Annotated in this window: 23 protein-coding genes and 1 other annotated feature; of the genes, 16 read left to right on the top strand and 7 right to left on the bottom strand. The window is 69.3% G+C overall.

Annotated elements, in window-relative coordinates:
- Positions 1-137: 137 nt before the first annotated feature.
- Complete coding sequence (locus PK98_RS11350) at positions 138-2,576, top strand: ligase-associated DNA damage response DEXH box helicase (protein WP_039097022.1); 2,439 nt, start codon at positions 138-140, stop codon at positions 2,574-2,576.
- A 248-nt stretch (positions 2,577-2,824) separates the two neighbouring features.
- Here the strand turns inward: PK98_RS11350 and PK98_RS11340 are convergent, their stop codons facing one another.
- Entirely contained in the window at positions 2,825-3,646 is an 822-nt protein-coding gene (locus PK98_RS11340) for a DUF4336 domain-containing protein (protein ID WP_081996206.1), read from the bottom strand.
- A gap of 173 nt (positions 3,647-3,819) precedes the next feature.
- On the opposite strand from PK98_RS11340, the gene PK98_RS11335 reads away from it, so the two are divergent.
- The gene (locus PK98_RS11335; protein ID WP_039097602.1) at positions 3,820-4,551 is read left to right on the top strand and encodes a glutathione S-transferase; all 732 of its coding nucleotides are present in this window, start codon (positions 3,820-3,822) and stop codon (positions 4,549-4,551) included.
- Between the two features lie 58 nt (positions 4,552-4,609).
- Positions 4,610-4,665, top strand: a sequence feature (sul1 is cis-regulatory element that is thought to sense ions involved in sulfur or methionine metabolism; They are found in Alphaproteobacteria).
- Between the two features lie 65 nt (positions 4,666-4,730).
- Positions 4,731-6,218 (top strand): SulP family inorganic anion transporter, encoded by a 1,488-nt coding sequence (locus PK98_RS11330; protein WP_039097020.1) that lies wholly within the window; start codon positions 4,731-4,733, stop codon positions 6,216-6,218.
- A 15-nt stretch (positions 6,219-6,233) separates the two neighbouring features.
- Here the strand turns inward: PK98_RS11330 and PK98_RS11325 are convergent, their stop codons facing one another.
- The 5 genes from PK98_RS11325 to PK98_RS11305 all read right to left on the bottom strand — a co-directional run bounded on the left by PK98_RS11325 (position 6,234) and on the right by PK98_RS11305 (position 9,880).
- Complete coding sequence (locus PK98_RS11325; RefSeq protein WP_039097019.1) at positions 6,234-7,157, bottom strand: DMT family transporter; 924 nt, start codon at positions 7,155-7,157, stop codon at positions 6,234-6,236.
- A gap of 100 nt (positions 7,158-7,257) precedes the next feature.
- Positions 7,258-7,689 (bottom strand): ExbD/TolR family protein, encoded by a 432-nt coding sequence (locus PK98_RS11320; RefSeq protein ID WP_039097018.1) that lies wholly within the window; start codon positions 7,687-7,689, stop codon positions 7,258-7,260.
- Between the two features lie 26 nt (positions 7,690-7,715).
- Positions 7,716-8,252 carry an ExbD/TolR family protein gene (locus tag PK98_RS11315; RefSeq protein ID WP_200885030.1) on the bottom strand — a complete coding sequence of 179 codons (537 nt, stop codon included), beginning with the start codon at positions 8,250-8,252 and terminating at the stop codon, positions 7,716-7,718.
- A 93-nt stretch (positions 8,253-8,345) separates the two neighbouring features.
- The gene (locus PK98_RS11310; protein ID WP_039097016.1) at positions 8,346-9,155 is read right to left on the bottom strand and encodes a MotA/TolQ/ExbB proton channel family protein; all 810 of its coding nucleotides are present in this window, start codon (positions 9,153-9,155) and stop codon (positions 8,346-8,348) included.
- A 38-nt stretch (positions 9,156-9,193) separates the two neighbouring features.
- On the bottom strand, positions 9,194-9,880 hold the full coding sequence (locus PK98_RS11305) for a TonB family protein (protein ID WP_039097015.1): 687 nt from the start codon (positions 9,878-9,880) through the stop codon (positions 9,194-9,196).
- A 372-nt stretch (positions 9,881-10,252) separates the two neighbouring features.
- Here PK98_RS11305 and PK98_RS11300 point away from each other — a divergent pair, with 372 nt between their 5' ends.
- Positions 10,253-11,194 (top strand): hypothetical protein, encoded by a 942-nt coding sequence (locus PK98_RS11300; RefSeq protein ID WP_039097014.1) that lies wholly within the window; start codon positions 10,253-10,255, stop codon positions 11,192-11,194.
- Between the two features lie 104 nt (positions 11,195-11,298).
- Entirely contained in the window at positions 11,299-12,612 is a 1,314-nt protein-coding gene (locus PK98_RS11295; RefSeq protein WP_039097013.1) for a homoserine dehydrogenase, read from the top strand.
- A gap of 4 nt (positions 12,613-12,616) precedes the next feature.
- Here PK98_RS11295 and PK98_RS11290 read toward each other — a convergent pair whose 3' ends face one another.
- Positions 12,617-13,066 carry a hypothetical protein gene (locus tag PK98_RS11290; RefSeq protein WP_152608643.1) on the bottom strand — a complete coding sequence of 150 codons (450 nt, stop codon included), beginning with the start codon at positions 13,064-13,066 and terminating at the stop codon, positions 12,617-12,619.
- Positions 13,067-13,222: 156 nt separating this feature from the next.
- On the opposite strand from PK98_RS11290, the gene PK98_RS11285 reads away from it, so the two are divergent.
- The 11 genes from PK98_RS11285 (at position 13,223) to pheT (ending at position 24,834) form a co-directional block, all read left to right on the top strand.
- A complete protein-coding gene (locus tag PK98_RS11285) occupies positions 13,223-13,726 on the top strand; it encodes a DUF5872 domain-containing protein (RefSeq protein ID WP_039097011.1) in 504 nt (167 codons plus the stop codon).
- Positions 13,727-13,840: 114 nt separating this feature from the next.
- A complete protein-coding gene (locus PK98_RS11280; RefSeq protein WP_039097010.1) occupies positions 13,841-16,372 on the top strand; it encodes a DUF2235 domain-containing protein in 2,532 nt (843 codons plus the stop codon).
- Between the two features lie 77 nt (positions 16,373-16,449).
- Positions 16,450-17,385, top strand: a complete 936-nt coding sequence (locus tag PK98_RS11275) for a ribose-phosphate pyrophosphokinase (RefSeq protein ID WP_039097009.1) — start codon at positions 16,450-16,452, stop codon at positions 17,383-17,385.
- A 1-nt stretch (position 17,386) separates the two neighbouring features.
- Positions 17,387-18,181: an inositol monophosphatase family protein gene (locus PK98_RS11270; RefSeq protein WP_039097007.1), complete on the top strand. Its 795-nt coding sequence runs from the start codon at positions 17,387-17,389 to the stop codon at positions 18,179-18,181.
- 93 nt (positions 18,182-18,274) lie between these two features.
- Positions 18,275-19,045, top strand: a complete 771-nt coding sequence (locus tag PK98_RS11265; RefSeq protein ID WP_039097006.1) for an SDR family NAD(P)-dependent oxidoreductase — start codon at positions 18,275-18,277, stop codon at positions 19,043-19,045.
- Positions 19,042-19,536 (top strand): gamma-glutamylcyclotransferase family protein, encoded by a 495-nt coding sequence (locus PK98_RS11260; protein ID WP_052208568.1) that lies wholly within the window; start codon positions 19,042-19,044, stop codon positions 19,534-19,536. Before PK98_RS11265 ends, PK98_RS11260 begins: the two co-directional genes overlap by 4 nt.
- 25 nt (positions 19,537-19,561) lie before the next feature.
- Positions 19,562-19,765 carry a 50S ribosomal protein L35 gene (gene rpmI / locus PK98_RS11255; protein WP_039097600.1) on the top strand — a complete coding sequence of 68 codons (204 nt, stop codon included), beginning with the start codon at positions 19,562-19,564 and terminating at the stop codon, positions 19,763-19,765.
- Positions 19,766-19,798: 33 nt separating this feature from the next.
- Positions 19,799-20,161, top strand: coding sequence for a 50S ribosomal protein L20 (gene rplT, locus PK98_RS11250; protein WP_039097005.1), 363 nt, complete (start codon positions 19,799-19,801; stop codon positions 20,159-20,161).
- A gap of 222 nt (positions 20,162-20,383) precedes the next feature.
- Positions 20,384-21,277 (top strand): helix-turn-helix domain-containing protein, encoded by an 894-nt coding sequence (locus PK98_RS11245; protein ID WP_161792436.1) that lies wholly within the window; start codon positions 20,384-20,386, stop codon positions 21,275-21,277.
- A 42-nt stretch (positions 21,278-21,319) separates the two neighbouring features.
- Positions 21,320-22,447 (top strand): phenylalanine--tRNA ligase subunit alpha, encoded by a 1,128-nt coding sequence (gene pheS / locus PK98_RS11240; RefSeq protein ID WP_039097004.1) that lies wholly within the window; start codon positions 21,320-21,322, stop codon positions 22,445-22,447.
- Entirely contained in the window at positions 22,444-24,834 is a 2,391-nt protein-coding gene (gene pheT / locus PK98_RS11235; RefSeq protein WP_039097003.1) for a phenylalanine--tRNA ligase subunit beta, read from the top strand. The genes pheS and pheT overlap by 4 nt, the downstream gene beginning before the upstream one ends.
- The last annotated feature ends 4 nt before the right edge of the window (positions 24,835-24,838 follow it).

Raw genomic sequence — 24,838 nt, 5'->3', positions numbered from 1 at the left:
ATCTTTCTCGTTGCCCGGCAACGCAGGGCGTGGCCGGGATACAAGGACATAACGTTCCGCAAGTCCGGACGGTTGCCGCGCTTGGCCGCAGCGGGGAACCGCTTGGACGAACGGAAGGCAGGGGCCATATCGTGGCGATGCCCGACACCCCCCTGCCGCCGGAGATCGCCAGCTGGTTCGCTGGTCGCCAGTGGCGTGTGCGGCGGCACCAGGCCGGAATGTATGCCGCGGCGCAGTCCGGCGACCATGCGCTGCTGGTGGCCGATACCGGCGCGGGCAAGACACTGGCCGGCTTCCTGCCCACGCTGGCCGCCTTCTGCCCGTCACAGGGTTCGTCGCCCGAAGGGCTGCACACGCTGTACGTCTCGCCATTGAAGGCCCTGGCGCATGACGTGCAGCGCAACCTGATGACGCCCGTGGCCGAGATGGGCCTGCCGCTGACGGTGGAGACACGCAGCGGCGACACCCCGTCCGACCGCAAGAAGCGGCAGCGGGCCAAGCCGCCGAACGTGCTGCTGACCACGCCCGAAAGCCTCAGCCTGCTGCTGTCCTATCCCGACAGCTTCCAGCTGTTCGCCGGCCTCCGCCGCATCGTCATCGACGAGGTCCACGCCTTCGCCACCGACAAGCGCGGCGACCTGCTGGCGCTGGCGCTATCCCGGCTGCAGGCGATCGCGCCCGGCCTGCAGCGCGCGGCCCTGTCCGCCACCCTGGCCGACCCGGAGGCGTTCCGCAGCTGGCTGGCGCCGTGGGGCGAGGTGGATCGGGTGCGGCTGGTGGAGGGGGAGCCGGGCGCGCCGGCGGAGGTGGAGATCCTGCTGCCGCAGGATGCGCGGGTGCCGTGGGGCGGCCACGCCGCGATCTGGGCCATCCCGCAGCTGTACGAACGTATCCGCGAGAACCGCACCACGCTGATCTTCGCCAACACCCGCTTCCTGGCGGAGTACATCTTCCAGCATCTGTGGGACGCGAACGAGGATACGCTGCCGATCGGCATCCATCACGGATCGCTGAGCAAGGAAGCGCGCCGCAAGGTGGAAGGGGCGATGGCGGCCGGCCGGCTGCGCGCGCTGGTCTGCACCGCCAGCCTGGACCTGGGCGTGGACTGGGGCGACATCGACTGCGTGGTGCAGATGGGCGCGCCCAAGGGATCCAGCAGGCTGCTGCAGCGGATCGGCCGTGCCAATCACCGGCTCGACCAGTCCTCCCGCGCATTGCTGGTGCCCGGCAACCGGTTCGAGTTCCTGGAGGCGACCGCCGCCAAGGAGGCGGTCGACCAGGGGCAGCGCGATGGCGAGGATTTCCGCCCCGGCGCGCTGGACGTGCTGGCGCAGCACGTGATGGGCTGCGCCTGCGCCGCCCCGTTCGATGGCGCGGCGTTGCTGGCGGAGGTGCGCTCCACCCTGTCCTACGCCTGGGTGGACGGGATCGTGTGGGACCGTGTGCTCGCCTATGTCGCCACCGGCGGGTACGCGCTGAAGGCCTATGACAAGTTCCGCCGCATCACGCAGGAGGCGGACGGCAGCTGGCGGCTGACTCACCCCGAACAGGCCGCGCGCCACCGGCTGAACGCCGGCATCATCGTCGATTCGCAGATGCTGGAGGTCCGCTTCGGCAGCAAGAACCGGCCGGGTCGCTCGCTCGGCAAGGTTGAGGAACGCTTCGCCGCCGCCCTGCGCCCGGGTGACACCTTCCAGTTCGCCGGCGTGAATGTGGAGGTGGTGCAGGTGCACGACATGGAACTGCTGGTGCGCGCCAGCAGCAAGGCGGCGATGATCCCGTCCTATGGCGGCCTGCGCCTGCCGCTGACCACCCATCTGGCGGACCGCGTGCGGGAAATGCTGGTGGATCGCGCCAGCTGGGCCCGCTTCCCCGACGACGTGCGCGAATGGCTGGAGGTGCAGGACTGGCGCAGCGAGATGCCGGGGCCGGACACGCTGCTGGTGGAAAGCTTCCCCCATGCCAAGCGCGAGTACACCGTCTATTATACCTTCATCGGGTGGAACGCGAACCAGTCGCTGGGCATGCTGATCACCAAGCGGATGGAGGAGCGCGGGCTGATGCCCGGCGGCTTCGTCGCCAACGATTATTCGCTGGCGGTGTGGGGTTACAAGCCGGTGGATGACCCCGCGCCGCTGCTGTCGCCCGACATCCTGACCGACGAGTTCGTGGACTGGGTCACGCAATCGCACCTGCTGCGCCGCGCCTTCCGCGAAGTGGCGGTGATCGGCGGGCTGGTGGAACGGCAGCAGCCCGGCAATCGCAAGACCGGCCGGCAGGTGACCTTTTCCACCGACCTGATCTACGACGTGCTGCGCAAGTACGAGCCCGACCACCTGCTGATCGAGGCGGCATGGGCCGATGCCCGCGCGCGCATGACCGATGTAGGCCGGCTGGGCGACCTGCTCGACACCGCCGCTGCGCAGCTCAACCATGTCCGGCTGGAACGGGTGAGCCCACTGGCCGTGCCGGTCATGGTCATGATCGGGCGCGAGGCCCTGCCACAGGGATCGGCCGATGACGACCTGCTGCTGGAGGCAGAGGCGCTGGCTGGCGAGGCGATGCGCGGGGATTGAGCGGGCCGGGTCCCGGAGCTCTTGTGATGTCCGCCCCGTCCGGACTACCAAGCGCGCATGCATTCGAGTTGCCGGGCAGTACCAGTTCCGCGCCGGAGCGTCGTACCGTCCGGTCAGCCTGACGGAATACGTCACCGCCTGCTACGCCGTTTACGCGGCGATCCCCGCGGAACAGCTGACGCCGTTTCCGGAGTTCAGGGCGCAGGTCGACCACATCGCCACGCTGCTGTGATCCCTGCGCCCTGATCCTACAGCCAGGCGAAGGCGCGGTTCAGGCGGGATGCGCCGTCGGCGGCGAACCAGGCACCATGGGCGAACACCACCTTGTCCGGCGCCAGCGCCACCATGGTACGGATGTCGCCCTTCGCCTGCTGACCGCCCAGCAGGATCGCGGTGCGCACATGCAGCGCCGGGCGGGCGACCGTCGCCCGCGCCAGCCGCGCCGCCGCCGCGGTGACCGGCGGCAGCCGGGCGGGATCCAGGTTCTCGATCAGGTCGGTCAGCACCAGCGTCCGGCTCGGCTCGTGGAAGAACCACGCCTCGTGCAGGCCCATACCACGCACCAAGCCCTGGCGGATCTCGCCCGACCATTCGGCCGGTGCCGTGTCGCCCAGATCACGATCCAGCCGGATGCCGGACTTGCGCACCTGCACCCGGTCGCGCAGCCCCCGCACCGCCCAGGTGACCGCCCCGGGGAAGGCGCGCTGCCATTCGCCAAGATATTGCCAGTGCGCGGTGGTGGGGGCCAGCAGATGGCGCACCCGGCCCAGCCCGGCGATTGCCTGCGCCAGAGCGGGCGAATGGCGGATGGGGGAGTGCAGCAGCACGGTACCGTCGGTCAGCCGGATCACCGTCATCCGCACCGGCACCGTCAGGCCCATGGCCGTGATCGGCTCTCCATCGACAATCCAGATGTCCTCCCCGATGCTCTTCAGCGTGTTGGTGGGGTGAAAGGCGCGGGTGCCGCGGCGGGCCCCGTGCCGTGCCCGGCCGATGGCCCAGGCGCCGGCGGCCAGTGCGCCCAGCCCGGCAAGGGCCAGCGGGGCGCCGATCTTCAGGTCACGTGTCATGAACTCTCCTGCACAGCCGGCATGCCGGCCCTGTCGATACAACAAGTTAGCGCGGGCCAGTTGGTTTCCCCGAGACACCGGCAAGCGTGCGCGGCATCGGACGGGTTGCCAGCGGGAACCAGGCGCGGGCCATGCGGCTTGCGCTGACAGGACCCCCGTTCCGGAGACCGATCGTGGCATATGAATTGTGGTACTGGCCCGGCCTGCCGGGACGCGGCGAATTCGTCCGGCTGGCCCTGGAGGCGGCGGGCCAGCCCTATGCCGACAAGGGGTGCGAGGCCGGGGCCGAGGCGCTGATGCAGGATCTGCAGGGCCGCAGCGGTATCCGGCCCTTCGCCCCGCCCTACCTGGTCGATACGGACATGGCGGATGGCGGCGGTACGCTGGTGATCGGGCAGGTGGCGCACATCGTCACCTATCTGGCGCACAAGCATGATTTCGCCGGCGACACCTTCCCGCTGCAGCTGGAACTGACGCAGCTGCAGCTCGACATCACGGACATGGTGGCGGAGGTCCACGCCACGCATCACCCGCTCGCCAACGCGCTGTACTATGACGACCAGAAGGACGCCGCCGCCCGCCGCGCAGCGGAGTTCCGGGCGGAACGGATGCCCAAGTTCCTGGACCACTTCGAAGAAGCGCTGTCGGCTGCCGGCGGCCCGTTCATGACGGGCGCCGCCTGGAGCCACGTCGATACCAGCCTGTTCCAGCTGCTCGAAGGGCTCGATTATGCCTTCCCGCAGCGGATGGCGGCCTTGCGCGGCGACTATCCCGCGCTCGCCCGCATGCGCGCGGCGGTGGCGGCGCTGCCGGGTGTGGCCGCCTATCTTGCCTCCGACCGGCGGCAGGCCTTCAACGAGGACGGCATCTTCCGCCATTATCCCGAACTCGACGCTGCGGGGTAGCATCGGCGCCTTGCCGGTTGCGGTGGATGGCGTCGATCGGCTATGGCGCGGCCAATCGCATGGACCCGGTGCAAGACCGGGTGGCTATTCCGGCCGCCGATCCGCCGGATAACATCGCACTGACAGACCGATGAGAAGCTGCGCCGCGAAGGCGTGGTGTGCCCGGTCATGGAACCGCAATGTCCTTCGATTTTCCAACGTACCGCCGTGAATGGTTCACGGACCTCACGGCCGCGCGCCGCGACGTCATGGCCGGCATCGTCGTCGCCCTCGCACTGATCCCAGAGGCGATCGGTTTTTCCATCATCGCCGGGGTCGATCCGCGGGTCGGCCTGTATGCCTCCGTCACGATCGCCATGGTCATCGCCTTCATCGGCGGGCGGCCGGGCATGATCTCCGCCGCAACGGCCGCCGTGGCCGTGCTGGTGACGCCGCTGGTGCGCGATCATGGGGTGGATTACCTGTTCGCCGCCACGATCCTGATGGGCCTGATCCAGATCGCCGCCGGTGCCGCGCGGCTGCATCTGCTGATGCAGTTCGTCTCCCGCTCCGTCATCACCGGCTTCGTCAATGCACTGGCGATCCTGGTGCTGCTGGCGCAACTGCCGCAGCTGACGGATGTCAGCTGGCATACCTATGCGCTGGTCGCGGGCGGGCTGGCGATCATCTACCTGCTGCCGCGCCTCACCACCGCCGTCCCGTCGACGTTGGTCGCGGTCGTGGTGCTGAGCGTGCTGTCCATCACCCTGGCGCTGCCGGTGACCCGGGTGGGCGACATGGGCCTGCTGCCCGACGGTCTGCCGGTGCTGACCCTGCCGCAGGTGCCGCTGACGTGGGAGACGCTGCGGATCATCGCCCCCTACTCGCTGGCGATGGCTGCCGTGGGCCTGCTCGAATCATTGCTGACCGCGCAGATCCTGGACGACATGACCGACACGGACAGCGACAAGCAGCGCGAGTGCGCCGGGCAGGGCGGGGCCAACATCGTGGCCGCGCTGCTGGGCGGCATGGGCGGCTGCGCGGTGATCGGCCAGTCGATCATCAACGTCACTTCCGGCGGGCGAGGGCGCCTTTCGACCTTCGCGACCGGCGCCTTCCTGCTGTTCCTGCTGACGGTGCTGGGCCCGCTGGTCGGGCAGGTGCCGATGGCGGCGCTCGTGGCGGTGATGATCATGGTGTCGATCGGCGCCTTCAGCTGGAACTCCATTCCCAACCTCCGCCGCCATCCGCCGACCTCGTCGATCGTGATGCTGACCACGGTGGTGGTGGTGGTCGGCACCCGCGACCTGTCGCTGGGCGTGCTGGCGGGCGTGCTGCTGTCGGGCATCTTCTTCGCCGGCAAGGTGCAGCGGATGTTCGCGGTGGAGCGGGAGCAGGCAGGCACGGGCGTAACCTATCGCGTCACCGGGCAGATCTTCTTCGCCTCCGCCGACAGGTTTACCCGCGCCTTCGCCACGGAAGCTGCCGTGCCGGTCACCATCGACGTGTCCGCCGCGCATTTCTGGGACATTTCCGCCGTGGGTGCGCTGGACAGGATCGTCGCCCGGCTGCGGCGGGACGGGGCGACAGTGCAGGTGATCGGCTACAACCGGGCCAGCGCCGACATAGTCGACCGCTTCGCCCTGCACGACCGCACCGGGGTGGAACTGGGCGCCACGCCGCACTGACAGGTCGCGCCGGCCTCAGCGACGCAGGCGGCGCCACGCCATGCGCGGCAGGCGGCCGTCGATCGCGGCCAGCCCTGCCGCCAGGAAAGCCAGGCCGGCACCATGGCGGGGCTGCAGCACCTCGCCCAGGAACAGCGCGCCCAGCGCGATGGCGGTGACGGGGATCAGGAAGGTGACGAGCAGGAGATTGGTCGCGCCCGCCGTCGCCAGCAGACGGTAATAGAGGACAAAGGCGAGCGCGGTGGACAGCAGCACCAGCCCCGCCAGCGCGCCCCATACTGCCGGGGCGGGCGGCGGCAGGCGCCAGGGCATGTCCACCAGCAGCACAGGCAGCAGCAGCACCGCGGCGGAACAGGCAAGCTGGCCGCAGGCGGCCGAGATCGGCGCGACTCCCAGCGCCTTCATCTGCCGGCCCTGAATGCCCGCCAGCGCATAGCAGAGCGTCGCCAGCAGGCAGGCACCTTGCGCCAGCGCTGCACCGCCCAGGCCCGCCAGCGCGTCGCCGCCGATCATCAGCACCACGCCGGCAAAACCGAGCGCCACGCCCGCCAGCCGGCCGGGCGTCGCCCGCTCGTCCGTGGTGGACAGATGCGCCACCAGCACGCCCCATAGCGGGGTGGTGGCGTTGAGGATGGAAGCCAGGCCGCTGGCGATCTGCGTCTGGCTCCAGGTCAGCAGGGTGAAGGGCACCACATTGTTCAGCAGCGCGATGGCGCCGAGCACGCGCCACACCCGCCAGCCGCGCGGCAGCGCGCCCCCGGTCACGCGCAGGACGGCGAACAGGACCAGGCTGCCCAGCGCAACGCGGGCGAGCACCAGCGTCAGCGGCGGCAGGCCACGGAGCGCGACCCCGATGAAGAAGAACGACCCGCCCCACAACACGGACAGAATCGCCAGCAGGCCCCATTCACGCGGGCCCATGGTGCGGCTGATCGGCATGGCGGCGTCCTCCGCAGACGGATGGCAGGCACAAAAAAGGGGCGGTGTGACCCGCCCCTCAATCAGGCGATCCAGCAGGACCGCATTGTCATCGACCGGTTCAGGTCTTGTCGAATTCGCGGAACTGTTCGTTGCCCACGAAGCCGAACTTGCTGACGCCCGAAACCTTGATGAGGTTCAGGACCTTGGCCGACTGCTCATAGCTGGCGAGGCCTTCGGGCTCGAACTGCAGTTCCGGCTCGACCGAGAAGTTGAGCGTGTCCTGCAGGTTGCCGACCAGCTGGCCTTCGTTGATGGCTACGCCGTTCCACAGGATCTCGCCCGCCTGGGTCAGCACGATCTTGTTCTTGATCGGGTCGACGGTGGTCTGCGGTGCATCGCTGGGCACCGGCAGATCGATATCGGTCGAGTGCGTGGCCACCGGAATGGTGATGATGAACATGATGAGGAGCACGAGCAGGACGTCGATCAACGGCGTCATGTTCATATCCATCATCGGGGCGCCGTCGTCCTTGCCGCCGGACATCGCCATGGTGTGTTACTCCTTGCTACGCCCGATCAACCGTTGGGATCGACCGGGTTGGAAATGAAGCCCACGGTCGGATAGCCGGCCGCCTGCACGTTGTAGATGGCGCCCGCCACGCAGCGCCACGGCGCATCCTTGTCACCGCGGATATGCACCTGCGGGATCAGGTCAGGATCGGCCCGCAGGGCCTCCGGACCGCCAGCGCGCTGCACGATCCGGTCCAGCTTGGCGAAGGCCTGGTCGTACAGTTCCTGCGACGTGACCAGGGTGATGTTATTGATGTACACGCGGCATTCGCCTTCGCGGACAGCACCGGTGAACCCGCTGCGCTGCGTCCCGGCCGTGCGGCCATCGGCATCGGTGGTGGTGACCGTCAGCAGCAGGTTCTCGACCTTGTCCTTGGATTCGACCGATTCGATGATCGGCACCTCCAGCTGTTCGACCGTCTGGATGGCGACGGGAACGGCGATAAGGAAGATGATCAGGAGAACCAGCATCACGTCCACCAGGGGCGTGGTGTTGATTTCCGACATCGGCGTCGAGCCGCCGCCACCTGATGAAATTGCCATCTGTGTGTTCCTGTCTGGTATTTAGGACTTCCCGGCGGGACGGGCGGCCCGCACGCCGTCCGCCCCGCATCGGGTCATTCGATGGACCGCGTGTCAGACCTTCGGCGCGGCCGTCGTCGTCGTCGCGGTGGTCGGCTTGGTGGCGGTGGAGGACACCGGAGCCTTGATGGCAGCAGCCGGAGCAGCAGCCTTGGTGGTGGCCAGGGCCGGCTTCACCGCGCCTCGCGAGGTGATGTTGGCCAGGATGTCCGTCGAGAAGCCGCTCAGCATCTCGGCGATGCGCTTGTTGCGCGACTGCAGCCAGTTGTAGGCGAGCACGGCCGGCACGGCGACCAGCAGGCCGATGGCGGTCATGATCAGTGCTTCACCGACCGGGCCAGCGACCTTGTCGATGGAGGCCGAACCGGCGAGGCCGATGTTGATCAGCGCGCGATAGATGCCGATAACCGTACCCAGCAGGCCGACGAACGGCGAGGTGGCGCCCACAGTGGCGAGGAACGGCAGGCCGCCCGCCAGCTTGGAGTTGATGGCCGCTTCCGAACGGGCCAGCGAACCGTGCATCCAGTCATGCGCTTCCAGCGAATCCGTCATCTTGCTGTGCTGCGCCTCTGCCGCCAGGGCATCGTCCACAACCTGGCGCCATGCGCTGTTCTTGTCGAGCTTGCTGGCGCCTTCCGAAAGGCTGTTCGCACGCCAGAAGTTGGCGCGGACCGTCTTGTACTGGCTGATGATCTTGTTCTGCTCGAGCAGCTTGGTGATCAGGATGTAGAACGAGCCGACGGACATGATGACCAGGACGGTCAGGATGCTCCAGGCGATCACGCCGCCCTGTTCCATGGCTTCGAGGAAGCCGAACTGGTTGGCCGGTTCGCCGCCGGCGGCGGCCAGAATGTCGATAAGCATGCGGGTGGTCCTTTGTCTCTAAGAACTGAACAGGTGAACTAGCGGTCGAGCTGGTAGACGATGGTCGTCGACGTCGTATCGGTCGTCGGATTGCCGGCATCGTCCAGCGCCGGGTTGTAGCGCGCATACCGGGTCATGCCGTCGCACGCTGCCTCGTCCAGGACGGACGAGCCGCTGGAGTTCGAGACGGAGCACGAGGTGACGCGGCCATTCGCACCGATCTGGACGCGGACGCCCACCCGGCCTTCGACCTCGTCACGGATCGCCCGCGACGGATAGTTTTCCTGGATCCGGGCAGCCCAGCGGCCCTGGCCGTCAGGCGTGGCGCCACGGGCACGGGACGGAGCAGCCGGCGGTGCCGGAGGTGCCGGCGGTGTCACCGGACCCCGGGGGGGTGCGATAACGCGCGGCGGCGACGGCGGCGGAATGACCGTGGTCGTGTTGATCGTCGGCGGCGTCGGCGCGATATTCACCGGCGGCGCCGGGGCGACCGGCGGGGGTGCCGTTACCGGCACGGGTTCATCCGGCGGCGGTGGCGGTGGCTCTTCCGGCGGCGGTGGCGGCGGTTCCTCGATATCCACTGTGGTCACGCGCTCGACCACCGACTTGACAGCCGAATAGGCAAGGCCGGTGATGAGGGCATAACCAATGGCCAGATGGATAAGGACAACGATGACAATCGCAACCATGCGACTGCCGCTCATCTGTTGGTCAGCGTAAGCCATCCAGTCCCTTCACTCCGTTTCAATCAATTCCGTGCCAGGGCACGGAACGGTTCGGCTCATAGATGTCGCCGGGTGAGTGTCACCCGGCGCCGGCAACGGTTGGTTGTGGATTCGCATCCTGCCAGCCGCAGCAAAGCTTTGTCCAGCGTGAAGGTTCGCCCGGCCGAAACCGGTACGTTTCACAAACCTCCGAAGGACTGCGGGAACCCATGCTTTTCGATGCTGTTTGGGCCCCTGCGATCAGGTCTTAACCAGCACTTCGGGCTTGAGCAAACGCTTTTGGCGGTTCAACCCCGATTCACCATTGGAAAGCTGCGATGGCCGCCGATACTTTGCTGACAAAGCATCGTTGCTGGGAAAAGGTGTTTGGCAATGCAAATGTTAGTGCGCGCATCCGCGCTTCGTAATTTCCCGTCCATGGCGGCGGCGCTGGTCGCGGCGCTGGCGATCGGAGTCGCACCGGCCGTGGCGCAGGGTGCCCGGCCGGCTGCGGCCAGTGCCCAAGGGGCGCGGGCGGCCGATGCCCCCCGGAATGGTTCCGCACCCGCGCTGCCGACCGGCCCGGCCAGCAGCCTGACCTACCCCGACATCGCCGGTCTGGTGGAAGATGCCGGGATCGTGGCGGTGGTGCAGGTTCGGCGGCAGGCGGTGGTGGATGCCGCGCGCGCGCCGGGCCTCGCCGCCGGACGCGCCCGGCTGTACCTGGAAACGACAACGCAGGCGCTGCTGGCCGCCCCGACCCCCGTGGGGCAGGAGCTCAGCTTCCTGGCCGACGTGCCGCTGACCGACCGGGGCCGCGTGCCCAAGCTGCGCAAGCAGCGCTTCGTGATCTTCGCCGACACCGTGCCTGGCCGCGCGGGGCAGCTGCAGCTGGTGCAGCCCGATGCCATGATGCCGGCGGACCCCGCGTTCGAGGCGCGCCTGCGGCAGGTCATCACCCAGTTTGCGGATGGCGATGTGCCGCCGCCGGTCACCGGCGTGCGCCACGTGCTCTACACCCCCGGCAATCTGGCGGGCGAATCGGAAACGCAGATGATCGTGGAGACCGCCACCGGCGTGCCGGCGAGCATTTCGGTGATTCGCCGGCCCAACATGGCGCCGCAATGGGGCGTGTCATGGAGCGAGATCATCGACCAGTCGGCAACGCCGCCGGCCCCGGATACGCCGGGCTGGTATCGCCTGGCCTGCGGGCTTCCGCGCGAACTGGCGAACGACGCCTTCCTGACCGGGCCGGGTAGCGACCGGCAGCGTGCGCGGGCCGATTACCAGGTGGTACTGGACGCGCTGGGCCCCTGCACCCGCACGCGGACCTGACCGCGCGGGCGGGCGGCAGGCGACTAGCCAAGCGCCGCCCCCTCGCCTAACCCGGCCGGCCGCGGCGCCAGGGGGGTGGGCCGCGACAGGAGGATCGATACACCATGGCCGCAGCACCGCTTCGCATCGCACTTGCTGGTCTTGGCACGGTGGGCGGCGGCGTGATCCGCCTGCTCACCGCCAATGGCGCGCTGATTGCCCGCCGCGCCGGGCGCCCGATCGAGATCGTCGCCGTGTCTGCCCGTGACCGGGCGCGCGACCGCGGCGTGGACCTGTCCCCCTACCAGTGGGAAGACGACCTGGCCCTGCTGGCCGGCCGGCCGGACGTGGACGTGGTGGTGGAGCTGATCGGCGGCAGCGACGGGCCGGCACTGGCCCTGGCGCGCCGCACGCTGGGCTTGGGCAAGGGACTGGTGACCGCCAACAAGGCGATGATCGCGCATCACGGCATGGAGCTGGCCGGCATGTCCGAAGCCGCCAATGACGGCCGCGGCGCGCCCCTGAAGTTCGAAGCCGCGGTGGCCGGCGGCATCCCGGTGATCAAGGGCCTGCGCGAAGGCGCGGCAGCCAATGCGCTGACCCGCATCTATGGGATCCTGAACGGCACCTGCAATTACATCCTGTCCACCATGGAGGATACCGGCCGCGACTTCGGCGACGTGCTGAAGGAAGCGCAGGCGCTGGGCTATGCCGAGGCCGATCCCGCCTTCGACATCGAAGGGACGGATGCCGCGCACAAGCTGGCGATCCTGGCCGCGATCGGCTTCGGTGCGGGCGTGGCGTTCGACCAGGTGGAGGTGGAGGGCATCACCCGCATCCGCGCGGCCGACATCGCCCGGGCCGATGCGCTGGGCTATGTCATCCGGCTGATCGGCATGGCCGAGTGCGAGGAAGGCGGCACGCGCCTGTTCCAGCGGGTCCAGCCCTGCCTGGTGCCGCGCAGCCACCCGCTGGCAGCTGTCGACGGCGCCACCAACGCGGTGGTGGCGGAAGGCAATTTCAGCGGCCGGCTGCTGTTCCAGGGCGCCGGCGCGGGTGATGGCCCGACCGCCAGCGCGGTGGTCGCCGACCTGATCGACATCGCCCGGGGCGATACCGGCCCGCCCTTCAGCGTGCCGGTCGCGGAGCTGGAGCAGATGGCCGCCGCCGACGGCGCCACCCGCCGGGGCCGTGCCTATCTGCGCTTCATCGTGGCCGACCGGCCGGGCGTGCTGGCGGAGATCACCGCGGCGATGCGCGATGCCGGCGTGTCCATCGAAAGCCTGATCCAGCAGGGCCAGGCGGACGAGGGCGGCGAGGTGCTGGTGGCGATGGTCACGCATGACGGGCCGGAACGCGGCGTGGTCCATGCGCTGGAGCTGCTGCGCGAATCGCCCAGCCTGGCACGGCCGCCGCTGGTGCTGCGCTTGCTGGACTGAGCGCCTAGTTTCCTGCGTATCGTGCGGCGTCCGATCCGGGCGGCGCCTCGGGTATCGCCTTCAGGTCGATCAGCAGGGCGGGCTCCCCCGGGCAGGGCGGGATGAAGCAGCCGCGCGCCGCCACATTGGTGGACGGGCCGGCGAAGTCGGGCGCCTGCGGGATAGGGTCGGGCGGCATCGTCCCGTTGGCGATCGCCTGCGCCGTGGGGGACAGGCCCATGCCGCCGGTCCATTCTTCCAGCTGGCGGCAGACCACGATCACGTCGCCGCTGCTTTCCGGGCAGGGTTCGGGCCGGGGCGGGCGGGTGGTGTAGCGGGCGGCCGCAGTGGCCAGCGCCTGTTCGGCGGTCAGCGGCGGGGCGGCACCGTCCTGCGCCTGCACGCTGACGGGCGCGGCCAGCAGCAGCAGCGCGAGCAGCCGCGTGGGCGACAGGGTCCGGGGCACTCCTCGCATCGGCCATGTTCCCTTCCGCGCCATCCTCGTCATTGCGCCGTCCGGCGGGCGGCGCAAGCCATTCTCGGCACGGGCTGCACCGCCCGCGCCAGTCAGTCGCCCGGCACAATCCGGGCCGGTCCCGCGTTTCGGCCGCGGGCGGGGCAGGAGTGTGTCATGAGCGATACGGCCAAGCGCGACGATCCCGATCTGTGGGACAAGGTCAAGGACGAGGTCACCGCCGGCGACAAGGGCGGGAAGAAGGGCCAGTGGTCCGCCCGCAAGGCGCAGCTGGCGGTGCAGGAATACAAGCACGAAGGCGGCGGATACATCGGCCAGAAGGACGAGGACAACAGCCTGCACCAGTGGTCCGAGGAGGAGTGGGGCACCAGGTCCGGCGGGAAAAGCGGCGAGACCGGCGAACGCTATTTGCCCAAGGCGGCCCGCGCGGCGCTGTCGGACGAGGAATATGCCCGCACCACCGCCAAGAAGCGGCGCGACACGAAGCAGGGCAAGCAGTTCTCCGCCCAGCCGGATGACGTCGCGCACAAGACCGCCAGATATCGTGACGGTCATGCCGGCGAGTCGACAAAGGCGGAGCTGATGGCGGAGGCCCGCAAGCGCGATATCAAGGGCCGGTCGAAGATGAACAAGGCGCAGCTGGCCGATGCGCTGAAATAGATCGCGGGCGAATCAGCGATTTGCACGGCCGGACACTTGGTGCCTGCCGCTCTGTATTGACCGGATGCAAGGCGGGGCGCAGCCTTTCTTCCACGGGGTGGAGGGGGCAGCGCGATGGCCGGACCGATGGAGCAGGACGCAGCCGCGGGCACGACGCCCGGATCACCCCGCGGCAGGGCAATCGTCCTGTTTTCCGACGGCACCGGCAACAGCAGCGCCAAGCTGTTCAAGACCAATGTGTGGCGCATGTACGAGGCGGTCGACCTGGGCCCCGCCGCGCCCGGCAAGCGCAAGCAGATCGCCTTCTACGACAATGGCGTGGGCACCTCTGCCCTGCGGCCGCTGGCCATGCTGGCGGGGATCTTCGGCTTCGGCCTGCGCCGCAACATCCTGGAAATCTACCGCTATGCCTGCCGCAACTACCGGGCGGCGGCCGGACAGGAACGGGGCGCGGAGCCGCTGCCGGGCGGGGACGCGATCTACGGCTTCGGCTTCAGCCGCGGGGCGTTCACCATGCGGCTGGTCATCGCGCTGATCGCCAGCCAGGGGCTGGTGGCGGCGCGGGACGAGGCGGACCTCGCCCGGCTCAGCCGCGATGCGTACCGCACGTTCCGCGCCGACTTCCTGCCGCGCAAGCTGCAATGGCCGACGCGGCTGTATCGCACGGCCCGCGCGGCCGTGTCGCGGCACTGGCGGCGCTGGCGCAACCAGTCGGTCTACGATCCGGCGATGAACTACCGCCCGGACATGCCGTTCGTGGGCGTGTGGGACACGGTGGCGGCCTATGGCGGGCCGATCGTGGAGATCACCCGGGGGATCGACAACTGGCTGTATGCCCTGTCCATGCCCGATTACTGCCTCAATCCGCGCGTCGGCTGCGCGCGGCATGCGCTGGCGATCGACGATGCGCGCGATGCGTTCCACCCGCTGCTGTGGGACGAGGTGAACGAGGACCGGCTGGTCGCCGAGGGTGCCGTCGCGCCGGACCGGATGCGACAGGTCTGGTTCACGGGCATGCATGCCGATGTGGGCGGCGGCTACCCGGACGAAAGCCTCAGCTTCGTGTCGTTCCTGTGGATGATGGAGGAAGCGAACAAGGCCGGGCTGCGCACGCTGGAGATCATCACCGAACGGTTCCGGGCGCTGGCCAGCAGTGCCGGCCCGCTGCATGACAGCCGTGCCGGGACCGGCGCCTACTACCGCTACCAGCCGCGCAATATCGAGGCGTGGCTGGACGGGCCGGGCATCCGCTCCATCATCGCGGACCCGGACCACCGTGATGCCGCCGGTGCGCAGCGGGGCCTGCTGAAGCGGGTGCGCGTGCATGAAAGCGTCGTCGCGCGGATCGCCGACGGCACGGACCGCTACGCCCCGATCAACCTGCCCGCGCAGGTCATCCTGATGCCCGAAGGCCACGGCGAGACCGTGGCCCAGCCCGACAGCGAGAGCCTGCATCCGCCGCCGGCGTCCCGGCAGATGCCCGCGCCGATGGTGGCGCCCGCGATCCGCCGCCGGCTGGAACAGCCCGATCTTGGCGCGGCGCGGGCGGCCGCGATGCAGGCGGTGTGGGACAAGGTGTGGCTGCGGCGGGTCGCCTATTTCCTGACGCTGACCGCCACGCTGCTGCTGGTATCCATGCCGCTGTGGGTGGATCATGTCGTCAACCCGCCGGTGCTGGCCGATGGCCGGACCTGGGTCGGCGGCATCATCCGGATGCTGACGCTGGTCACGCCCGGCATGGCGCACGGGCTGATCGATACGGCCGCCGACAACGCCTTCTGGTTCCTGCTGCTGGTCGCCGCGATCGGGCTGCTGATGGTGTGGAGCGGCCGGCTGGAGCGGCGGATGCGGCAGCAGGCGCGGGTGGTCTGGCGCGCGATGCTGAAGGTGGATGGCCCTGGCCCCGAACGGACGGACCCATCCTGGATGGAGCGGCTGCGCACCTCCGGCAAGTATCGCGGCGCCTTCCGCCTGCTGAAATGGCACATCCTGCCAGCGCTGACCGCGCTGGCGCTGCTGGTGCTGCTCGGCTGGCTGCTGGTCGGCCTGTCCGCCCAGCTGTTGCTGCCGGAGCTGGAACGCGGGGAGGCGCTGTGCCCGCGCCGCTCGGCCACGCAGCCATTGCAGGTGGCCACGCTCGACCTGCCGACCGCCGTGCCATGCCGCAGCAGCGGCTTCGTGGTGCGGAGCCAGGCGCGATATGTGGTGGAGCTGGACGTGACCGAACCCTGGTCCGATGGCGGCGTGGCGGCCACGCCGCTGGGGCTGTCGGCCGGCGATCTGGGGCTGGCGGGCTATGTCGGCGTGCCGCTGCGCCGGGTGATCGGCGCCAACTACCTGCAACCGATCATGGCGATCCGCCGCGGCCCCGGCCGGCTGCAGCTGGCGGACCGCGTGCATATGGAGCCGCTGGTGCTGGAGCAGAGCGTGACCCGGCCCAACCGGTGGGGCGGCAGCTTCGTCGCGCCGCGCGGCGGGGAACTGATGCTGTTCGCGAACGAGGCGGTGCTGCCGTTCGGCCTGCCGGTCGATCATTTCTACGCCGGTCGCGCCCACGGCAATGCGGGCGTGGCGCGCATCACGATCCGGCTGGTCAATCCGGCAATGCCGGCCCCGCCGGAGGGGAGGCCCGGGGAGGGGCCGTGATGTCCGTGCAGGTTGCAATCGTGTGACGCTGGGCTAGACGCCCGCCCGACGCAGCAATCCTGGATCGGTCCGAACCCATGAAGATTCTCGCTGGCAATGCCAATCTGCCGCTCGCCCGCGCGATCGCCGGCTATCTGGAACTTCCGCTGACCGATGCCAGCGTCCGCCGCTTCGCCGACGAGGAGATCTTCGTCGAGATCAACGAGAACGTGCGGGGCGAGGACGTGTTCATCGTGCAGTCGACCAGCTACCCGGCGAACGACAATCTGATGGAACTGCTGATCGGGATCGACGCGCTCCGCCGCGCCTCCGCCCGGCGGATCACCGCGGTGCTGCCCTATTTCGGTTATGCCAGGCAGGACCGCAAGCCGGGGCCGCGGACCCCGATCAGCGCCAAGCTGGTGGCCAACCTGATCACGGAAGCCGGCGCCAATCGCGTGCTGTCCGTCGACCTGCATGCCGGGCAGATCCAGGGCTTTTTCGATATTCCGACCGACAATCTCTATGCCGCGCCGGTGATGGCGGCGGACATCCTGGCGCGGTATGGCAGCCAGGACCTGATGGTGGTGTCGCCCGACGTGGGCGGCGTGGTGCGCGCCCGCGCGCTGGCCAAGCGGCTGGACAATGCCGCGCTGGCGATCGTCGACAAGCGGCGCGAGCGGCCCGGCGAATCCGAGGTGATGAACATCATCGGCGAGGTCGCGGGCCGCAATTGCGTGCTGATCGACGACATCGTCGATTCCGGTGGCACGCTGTGCAACGCGGCGCAGGCGCTGATGAGTGCCGGCGCAAAGAGCGTGGCGGCCTATATCACCCACGGCGTGCTGTCCGGCGGCGCGGTTGCCCGGGTGGCGGGCAGCGCCCTGACCGAGCTGGTCATCACCGACACCATCCTGCCGACGGAGGCCGCGCGCGAGTGCGACCGCATCCGCGTGCTGACCGTCGCCCCGCTGATCGGCGAGGCCATGCGCCGCATCGCCGACGAGAGCAGCGTCTCCAGCCTGTTCGACTGAGATGAGACTCACCGCCGAACTCGCCCTCGCACACCGGCTGGCGGATGCCGCCGGAGACGCGATCCGGCCGCATTTCCGCACCGGCCTGGATGCGGAGCGCAAGGGCGATGCCAGCCCCGTGACCATCGCCGACCGCGCAGCGGAGGAGGCGATGCGGCGGATCCTGACGGCGGAGGTGCCGCAGGACGGCGTGCATGGGGAGGAATTCGGCACCAGCGAGGGCCGGTCCGGCCGGCAATGGGTGCTCGACCCGATCGACGGCACCGCCAGCTTCCTGGTGGGGCGCGCGACCTTCGGCACGCTGATCGCGCTGCTGGTAAAGGGCTTCCCGGTGCTGGGCATCATCGACCAGCCGATCCAGCGCGAACGCTGGGTGGGCGTGACCGGCCAGCCGACCACGCTGAACGGCGTGGCCGTCCGCACGCGCCCGTGCCGCGAACTGTCGGGTGCGACGATCGCCACCACCGGGCCGCATTATTTCACCGCCGACGAAGGCGACACCTTCATGGCGCTGGCGCAGAAGACCGACCACCGCCGGATGATCATGGGCGGCGACTGCTACAATTACGGCCTGCTCGCCGCCGGGCATCTGGACCTGGTGTGCGAGGCCGGGCTGAAGCTGCACGACTTCGCCGCGCTGGTTCCGGTGGTGGAGGGCGCCGGCGGCCTGATGTGCGACTGGAACGGGGAGCCGCTGCATGGCGGTTCGGCCGGGCACGTCCTGGCGCTGGGCGATCCCGCGCGACTGGAGGATGTGCTGGAGGCTATGGGGGGCGGGGACGGTCACGACCACTGAGCGGCAGTCTGCCCTGTCCTTCGCTCGGGGACGATAGCAGAGGCATCGATCCGGTGATCGGCACCGCTGCCTTGCCCGGGCGTTGCTGCCGGTATGAGCGACCGGACCATCCTCGTGACAGGCGGCGGCAGCGGCATCGGCCGGGGCACCGCCTTGCATTTCGGTGGCCTAGGGTGGCGCGTCGTCGCGCTGGACCGGGACGAGGCGGCGCTGGCGGAGCTCGCCTCCCTGCTGCCCGCGGAGGCCTGCCTGACAATCACCGCCGATTGCGGGCAGGAGGCCGATGTCATCGCCGCCTTCCGGCAGGTCGACGCGTGGCTGGGCGGGGCGCCGCTGACCTGCCTGGTCAACAATAGCGGCATCGCCGATCCCGCATGCGGCCCGCTGGAGGATCTGGCGCTGGCCGACTGGCAGCGGTGGATCGATGCCAGCCTAACCGCCGCCTTCCTGTGCAGCCGGCAGGCCTTGCCGCTGCTGCGGCGGGCGGCACCGGATCAGGCGGGCGCCAGCATCGTCAACATTTCCTCCACCCGCGCGCTGCAATCGGAACCGGATACCTATGCCTATGCGGCGGCGAAGGGCGGGCTGGATGCGCTGACCCATGCCATGGCGGTGTCGCTGGGGCCGCAGGTGCGGGTCAATGCCGTGCTGCCCGGCTGGATCGAGACCGGACCGTGGCAGAAGGCGACGGAGCGCAAGGCGCCCGACCACAGCGCGGCAGATCGCGAGCAGCATCCCGCCGGCCGGGTCGGCGAGGTGGCCGATATTGCCCGCGCGATCGAATATCTGGCGACCGCCGGCTTCGTCACCGGGCAGCAGCTGGTGGTGGATGGCGGCATGACACGAAGGATGATCTACGCATGAGCGCACTGTTCCTGTACGGCGTGCTGCGCGCCGATGCCGCCGGCGACAATGCCGGACCGCTGCTGGCCGGCCTCGGCCCCGGCTGGTCGGCCACCGTTCCCAGTGCATTGTGGGCTCTGCCCGATCCCCGCGGCTGGTATCCCGCGCTGCTGCCTGGCGAGGGCACGGTGCAGGGCATGCTGCACGAGGCGGGCGACGTAGACCTGACGGCGGTGGACGCGGCCAAGGCGGCGGAATATCGCCGCTCCGCCGTGACGGTCACCAGCGAGAGCGGCGAGGCGCCAGCGACGGCGTGGCTCTATACCGCCGACTTGCCCGCCGGCGCGGAGCCGGTGCCCGATGGCGACTTTGCCGAATGGCTGGCGGAGACGGGCCACACGGCTTTTGCGGCAGAGGGTTGCGAATCTGCGCGGGCAGGGCTAATGGCCCGCGCTTCACCGACACGTGAATCGCCGCCGGCCTGGCCACAAGGGCTGCCAAGGCCGGTGTAGACGTGTCCCGAACATGGAGACCAAAATGCCCAAGATGAAGACCAAGAGCGGGGTCAAGAAGCGTTTCAAGATCACCGCTACCGGCAAGATCAAGCATGGCGTCGCAGGCAAGCGGCACCGGCTGATCAGCCACAACGCCAAGTATATCCGCCAGAACCGCGGCACCTCTGTCCTGTCCGATTCGGATGTGCAGACGGTGAAGAAGTGGGCCCCGTACGGGCTCGGCTGAGCGCGTTGCAGCTGATCAGAGGAAGCTAGAACCATGTCACGTATCAAGCGCGGCACCACGACGCGTGCCAAGCACAAGCGTTTGCTGGACCAGGCCAAGGGTTACCGCGGCCGTCGCAAGAACACCATCCGCGTCGCGCGGCAGGCGGTCGAGAAGGCCGGCCAGTACGCGTACCGCGATCGCAAGATCAAGAAGCGCAACTTCCGCGCGCTGTGGATCACCCGCATCAACGCGGCGGTCCGGGCCGAAGGCCTGACCTATTCGCAGTTCATGCACGGCGTGAAGCTGGCCGGGATCGAGCTGGACCGCAAGGTCATGGCCGACCTCGCCATGAACGAAGGCACGTCCTTCGGCGCGATCATCGCGCAGGCCAAGGCAGCGCTGCCGGCGGCCTGATCGCCGACGCATTGCCGCCGGACAACAGGGCGCGGATGGCACAGGCCGTCCGCGCCTTTGTCTTATGGCGGACCGGTCCTTCAATGGGACAAACCCGCCGGTTCAGCGTGCTTGCCAAGCCCCCCTGTTTGTCGGACCATGCCGCCTGAAGCCGGAAAGCAGGGGGCTGGTTCCGGCGAGAACAGGGTCGCAAGGGCTATGGGTGGCGGCGCTTCGGTGCATGTGCGCTATTTTCGGCTCAGCGAGCCGCTGCTGCCCTATTTCACGTCGTTGTACCTGTTCGACATCACGGTTCCGGCGGGCGAACGGATCACCGACTGCCTGTTCCCGGAATGGGCGGCGTTGCGGTTCAGGCCGGGTACCCCGTTCCGTGCGGCGCTGGGCAAGGACCCGCTGCGCCCGACCTGGCCATTCGGCGTGACCGGCCCGACCAGCCATGTGCTGCATTTCGACACGGTGAGCTGCCTGGCCTGGGGGCTGGGGCTGCAACCGGCAGGCTGGGCGCGGTTCATCGATGCGCCGGCAGGCAATTTTGCCAACCGCCTGTTCGACGGCATGACCGATCCGGCCTTCGCGGCTTTCGCCCCGTTGCTCGATATCGTGAGCGCCCCGGGCCACACAGCGGATCAGACGGCTGCCAGGATCACCGCGCATCTGGAGCGCCTGCCGCTGGGCAGCCATGCCAAGAAGGCGGAGCAGGTGGCTGCGGTGCATGCGGCGCTGCGCGATCCGGCGACGGCGAACGTGTACCAGATTGCGGAGCAGGTGGGCGTCAGCACGCGTACGCTGGAGCGGATCTGCGGCCGCTGGTTCGGCTTTCCTGCCAAGCAGGAGCTGCGCCGCCAGCGGTTCCTGCGCAGCATGGCGCGCTTCATGATGTCGGGATACCGTTCGTGGAGCGAGGCGCTGGACGAACGCTATTACGACCAGGCGCAGTTCGTGCGCGATTTCCGCGCCTTCATGCACATGACCCCCAGCGAATATGCGGAAATGCCGCACCCGGTAATGCACCAGATCATGGCGCAGCGGCTGGTGGATCAGGGGGTGGTGTCCTGCGCGGAGATGCAGGAGCTGAAGGACGCGACCGCGCCGGTGGCAGTGGCCGCGCGCAATTAGAGGCTTGGGCGCGCGGCGGCGGGGCGTTACAGCGCCGGCCCGATGACCGACACCGACAATCTCGATACCGCCCGCACCGAGGCGATCGCCCAGATCGACGCCGCGGCCGATCTTTCCGCGCTGGAGGCGATCCGCGTCGCGCTGCTGGGCAAGCAGGGCAGCATCTCCGCCCTGATGAAGACGCTGGGCGCCATGGCGCCGGAGGAGCGGCAGGCCCGCGCCCCCGCGATCCAGGCGCTGCGCACCGGGGCCAGCGATGCGATCGCCGCGCGCAAGGCGGCGCTGGAAGGCGCGGCGCTGGAGGCGCAGCTGGCGGCCGAGGCGCTGGACCTGACGCTGCCCGCGCCCGAGGCTCCGCGTGGCAGCGTGCATCCCGTCAGTCAGGTGATGGACGAGCTGGCCGAGATCTTCGCCGATCTGGGCTTCGCCGTCGCCACCGGGCCGGAGATCGAGGATGACTGGTACAATTTCACCGCGCTGAACATGCCCGAAAGCCACCCGGCCCGGGCCATGCACGACACGTTCTACTTCCCGGACACGGCGCCGAAGGGCGGCCGGATGCTGCTGCGCACCCATACCAGCCCGGTGCAGGTGCGCACGATGCTGGATGCGGTGAAGGACCATCCGGGGGGCGCGCCCCTGCGGATCATCGCGCCCGGCCGCGTCTATCGCAGCGACAGTGATGCCACCCATACGCCGATGTTCCACCAGATCGAAGGGCTGGTGATCGACCGCGACATCCACCTGGGCCATCTGAAGTGGACGCTGGAAACCTTCCTTAAGGCGTTCTTCGAGCGGGATGACATCGTTCTGCGCCTGCGCCCCAGCTACTTCCCGTTCACCGAACCGAGCGTGGAGGTCGATGTCGGCTTCGCGCTGGTCAACGGCAAGCGCGTGCTGGGTGGCAGCGGCGATGCGGCGGGCCATGGCTGGATGGAGCTGCTGGGCAGCGGCATGGTCAACCGCCGGGTGCTGGAGGCGAGCGGGCTCGACCCCGACGAATGGCAGGGCTTCGCCTTCGGCGTGGGCGTCGATCGCCTGGCCATGCTGAAATACGGGATGGACGATCTGCGCGCCTTCTTCGACGGCGATGTCCGCTGGCTGGGTCATTACGGCTTCAGCGCGTTCGACCAGCCCACCTTGTCCGCCGGCGTGGGAGCACGCGCATGAAGTTCTCCGCCGAATGGCTGGCACGCCACCTCGACACCGATGCCACGACTGCCGAGATCGCCGCGAAGCTCAACGAACTGGGCATCGAGGTCGAAGGCGTGGACGATCCCGCGCGGGCGCTGGAAGGCTTCCGCGTGGCGGAGGTGCTGACCGCCGCGCCGCACCCGCAGGCCGACCGGCTGCAGGTGCTGAGCGTCGACACGGGCGAGGGTGCGCCGTTGCAGGTGGTGTGCGGCGCAGCCAATGCCCGCGCCGGCATGAAGGGCGTGCTGGGCCTGCCCGGGGCTACGGTGCCGGCCAACGGCATGGTGCTGCGCAAGAGCGCCATCCGTGGTGTCGAGAGCAACGGCATGATGTGCTCCGTCCGGGAGCTGCAGTTGGGCGACGAGCATGAGGGCATCATCGAGCTGCCCGCCGATGCGCCCGTGGGCATGCCGGTGGCCGAATACTTCCGGTCGTCGCCGGTGTTCGACGTGTCGATCACTCCCAACCGGCCCGATTGCATGGGCGTGCACGGCATCGCCCGCGACCTGGCGGCAGCCGGGTTGGGAACACTGAAGGATGCGCCGATCCCGGCGATCGCGGGCAGCTTCCCGTGCCCGGTGACCATCCGCACGAACGATCCGGCCGGATGCCCGGCCTTTTTCGGCCGGGTGATCCGCGGCGTGAAGAATGGTCCGTCACCCAGCTGGCTGCAGCAGGCGCTGATCAGTGCCGGGCAGCGGCCGATCAGCGCGCTGGTGGACGTGACCAACTACCTGTCGCTCGGCTTCGGCCGGCCGGCGCATGTCTATGATCTGGCGAAGCTGACGGGGCCGGTAGTGGCGCGGCGGGCGACGGACGGCGAAGAGGTGCTGGCGCTGAACGGCAAGACCTACCGCCTGGACCCGTCGATGCTGGTGATCGCGGACGATGCCGGGGTGCACGACATCGCCGGGATCATGGGCGGCGAGGAGTCGAGCGTGACCGACGGCACGACCGACGTGCTGCTGGAGATCGCGTATTTCGATCCGGAGAGCATCGGCGCCACGGGCCGCAAGCTGGGACTCGCCAGCGATGCGCGCACAAGGTTCGAGCGCGGGGTGGACCCGGCCTTCCTGGAAGACGGCCTGGAACTGCTGACCGGCATGATCATCGAGTTCTGCGGCGGCGAGGCGTCGGAGGTGGTGCGTGCGGGCACGCCGCCACTGGACACGGCCGTGATCGGCTTCGATCCGCAGCTGACGCAGCGGCTGGGCGGCGTGGCCGTGCCGGACGGCGAGCAGCGCACGATCCTGGAGCGGCTGGGCTTCGCCGTGGCGGCGGACTGGACCGTGACCGCGCCGACCTGGCGACCCGACATCATCGGCCCGGCCGATCTGGTGGAGGAAGTGGTGCGGGTCCATGGCATCGACCGGATCGAGAGCGTGGCCCTGCCCCGCGCCGACGGCGTCGCCCGCCCGACCGCCACCCCGGCGCAGCTGACCGAACGGCGGGTGCGCCGCGCGGCGGCGGCGCGGGGACTGATGGAGGCGGTGACCTGGTCCTTCCTGCCCGCGAGTGCGGCAGAGCCGTTCGTCACCGAGGGCGAGACGCCGTGGGTGCTGGACAATCCGATCAGCGAGGACCTGAAGGTCATGCGCCCGTCGCTGCTGCCCGGCCTGCTGCTGGCGGCGGGGCGCAACATGGCACGCGGTGCGGCAGCCCTGCGATTGTTCGAGATCGGCCGCCGCTACGGCCGCAGTGCCGACGGTAGCAGCGCGGAACGGCTGACGCTGGGCGTGGTGCTGGCGGGCGAGCGCACGCCGCGTGGCTGGGCCAGCGGCAAGGCGGCCGGCTTCGATGCGTTCAATGCCAAGGCGGAGGCGCTGGCGCTGCTGGCGGAGGCTGGCGCGCCGGTCGACAAGCTGCAGGTGATGGGCGAGGCGGGTGCGCAGTTCCATCCCGGCCAGTCGGGCACGCTGCGGCTCGGTCCCAAGGTGGTGCTGGCCCGCTTCGGCGCGCTGCATCCCGCTACGCTGAAGGCGTTCGATCTGACGGGTGCGGTGATGGCGGTGGAGCTGTTCCTGGATGCGATCCCGCCGCGCAAGAGCGCCGGCTTCGCCAAGCCGGCCTACAGCCCGCCGCCGCTGCAGCCGGTGCTGCGCGACTATGCCTTCCTGGTACCGGTCACGCTGCCGGCGGGCGACCTGCTGCGCGCCGTGAAAGGCGCGGACAAGGGCAACATCGTGGATGTGCGGCTGTTCGACGATTTCCGCGGGGCCGGCGTGCCGGAGGGGCAGAAGTCGCTCGCGGTGGAGGTGCTGCTGCAGCCGCAGGGCGAAAGCTATACCGAGGCCGTGCTGACCGGGATCAGTGACAAGGTGGTGGCGGCGGCGGCCAAGCTGGGCGCCACCCTGCGCGGGTAAGCCA

It is taken from the genome of Croceibacterium mercuriale (assembly GCF_000802385.1).
Classification (GTDB): domain Bacteria; phylum Pseudomonadota; class Alphaproteobacteria; order Sphingomonadales; family Sphingomonadaceae; genus Croceibacterium; species Croceibacterium mercuriale.
The sequence above is the reverse complement of the archived record's forward strand: the minus strand, read 5'-3'. Positions and strand labels throughout refer to the sequence as shown.

Bases quoted from the DNA above. Each gene is read 5' to 3' on its own strand.
- PK98_RS11300 (WP_039097014.1), top strand. From the start codon at position 10,253: ATGCAAATGTTAGTGCGCGCATCCGCGCTTCGTAATTTCCCGTCCATG.
- PK98_RS11270 (WP_039097007.1), top strand. From the start codon at position 17,387: ATGAGACTCACCGCCGAACTCGCCCTCGCACACCGGCTGGCGGATGCC.
- PK98_RS11275 (WP_039097009.1), top strand. From the start codon at position 16,450: ATGAAGATTCTCGCTGGCAATGCCAATCTGCCGCTCGCCCGCGCGATC.
- PK98_RS11265 (WP_039097006.1), top strand. From the start codon at position 18,275: ATGAGCGACCGGACCATCCTCGTGACAGGCGGCGGCAGCGGCATCGGC.
- PK98_RS11305 (WP_039097015.1), bottom strand. From the start codon at position 9,880: ATGGCTTACGCTGACCAACAGATGAGCGGCAGTCGCATGGTTGCGATT.
- PK98_RS11285 (WP_039097011.1), top strand. From the start codon at position 13,223: ATGAGCGATACGGCCAAGCGCGACGATCCCGATCTGTGGGACAAGGTC.
- rplT (WP_039097005.1), top strand. From the start codon at position 19,799: ATGTCACGTATCAAGCGCGGCACCACGACGCGTGCCAAGCACAAGCGT.
- PK98_RS11350 (WP_039097022.1), top strand. From the start codon at position 138: ATGCCCGACACCCCCCTGCCGCCGGAGATCGCCAGCTGGTTCGCTGGT.
- pheS (WP_039097004.1), top strand. From the start codon at position 21,320: ATGACCGACACCGACAATCTCGATACCGCCCGCACCGAGGCGATCGCC.
- rpmI (WP_039097600.1), top strand. From the start codon at position 19,562: ATGCCCAAGATGAAGACCAAGAGCGGGGTCAAGAAGCGTTTCAAGATC.
- pheT (WP_039097003.1), top strand. From the start codon at position 22,444: ATGAAGTTCTCCGCCGAATGGCTGGCACGCCACCTCGACACCGATGCC.
- PK98_RS11280 (WP_039097010.1), top strand. From the start codon at position 13,841: ATGGCCGGACCGATGGAGCAGGACGCAGCCGCGGGCACGACGCCCGGA.
- PK98_RS11260 (WP_052208568.1), top strand. From the start codon at position 19,042: ATGAGCGCACTGTTCCTGTACGGCGTGCTGCGCGCCGATGCCGCCGGC.
- PK98_RS11325 (WP_039097019.1), bottom strand. From the start codon at position 7,157: ATGCCGATCAGCCGCACCATGGGCCCGCGTGAATGGGGCCTGCTGGCG.
- PK98_RS11330 (WP_039097020.1), top strand. From the start codon at position 4,731: ATGTCCTTCGATTTTCCAACGTACCGCCGTGAATGGTTCACGGACCTC.
- PK98_RS11310 (WP_039097016.1), bottom strand. From the start codon at position 9,155: ATGCTTATCGACATTCTGGCCGCCGCCGGCGGCGAACCGGCCAACCAG.
- PK98_RS11315 (WP_200885030.1), bottom strand. From the start codon at position 8,252: ATGGCAATTTCATCAGGTGGCGGCGGCTCGACGCCGATGTCGGAAATC.
- PK98_RS11295 (WP_039097013.1), top strand. From the start codon at position 11,299: ATGGCCGCAGCACCGCTTCGCATCGCACTTGCTGGTCTTGGCACGGTG.
- PK98_RS11320 (WP_039097018.1), bottom strand. From the start codon at position 7,689: ATGGCGATGTCCGGCGGCAAGGACGACGGCGCCCCGATGATGGATATG.
- PK98_RS11340 (WP_081996206.1), bottom strand. From the start codon at position 3,646: ATGACACGTGACCTGAAGATCGGCGCCCCGCTGGCCCTTGCCGGGCTG.
- PK98_RS11290 (WP_152608643.1), bottom strand. From the start codon at position 13,066: ATGCGAGGAGTGCCCCGGACCCTGTCGCCCACGCGGCTGCTCGCGCTG.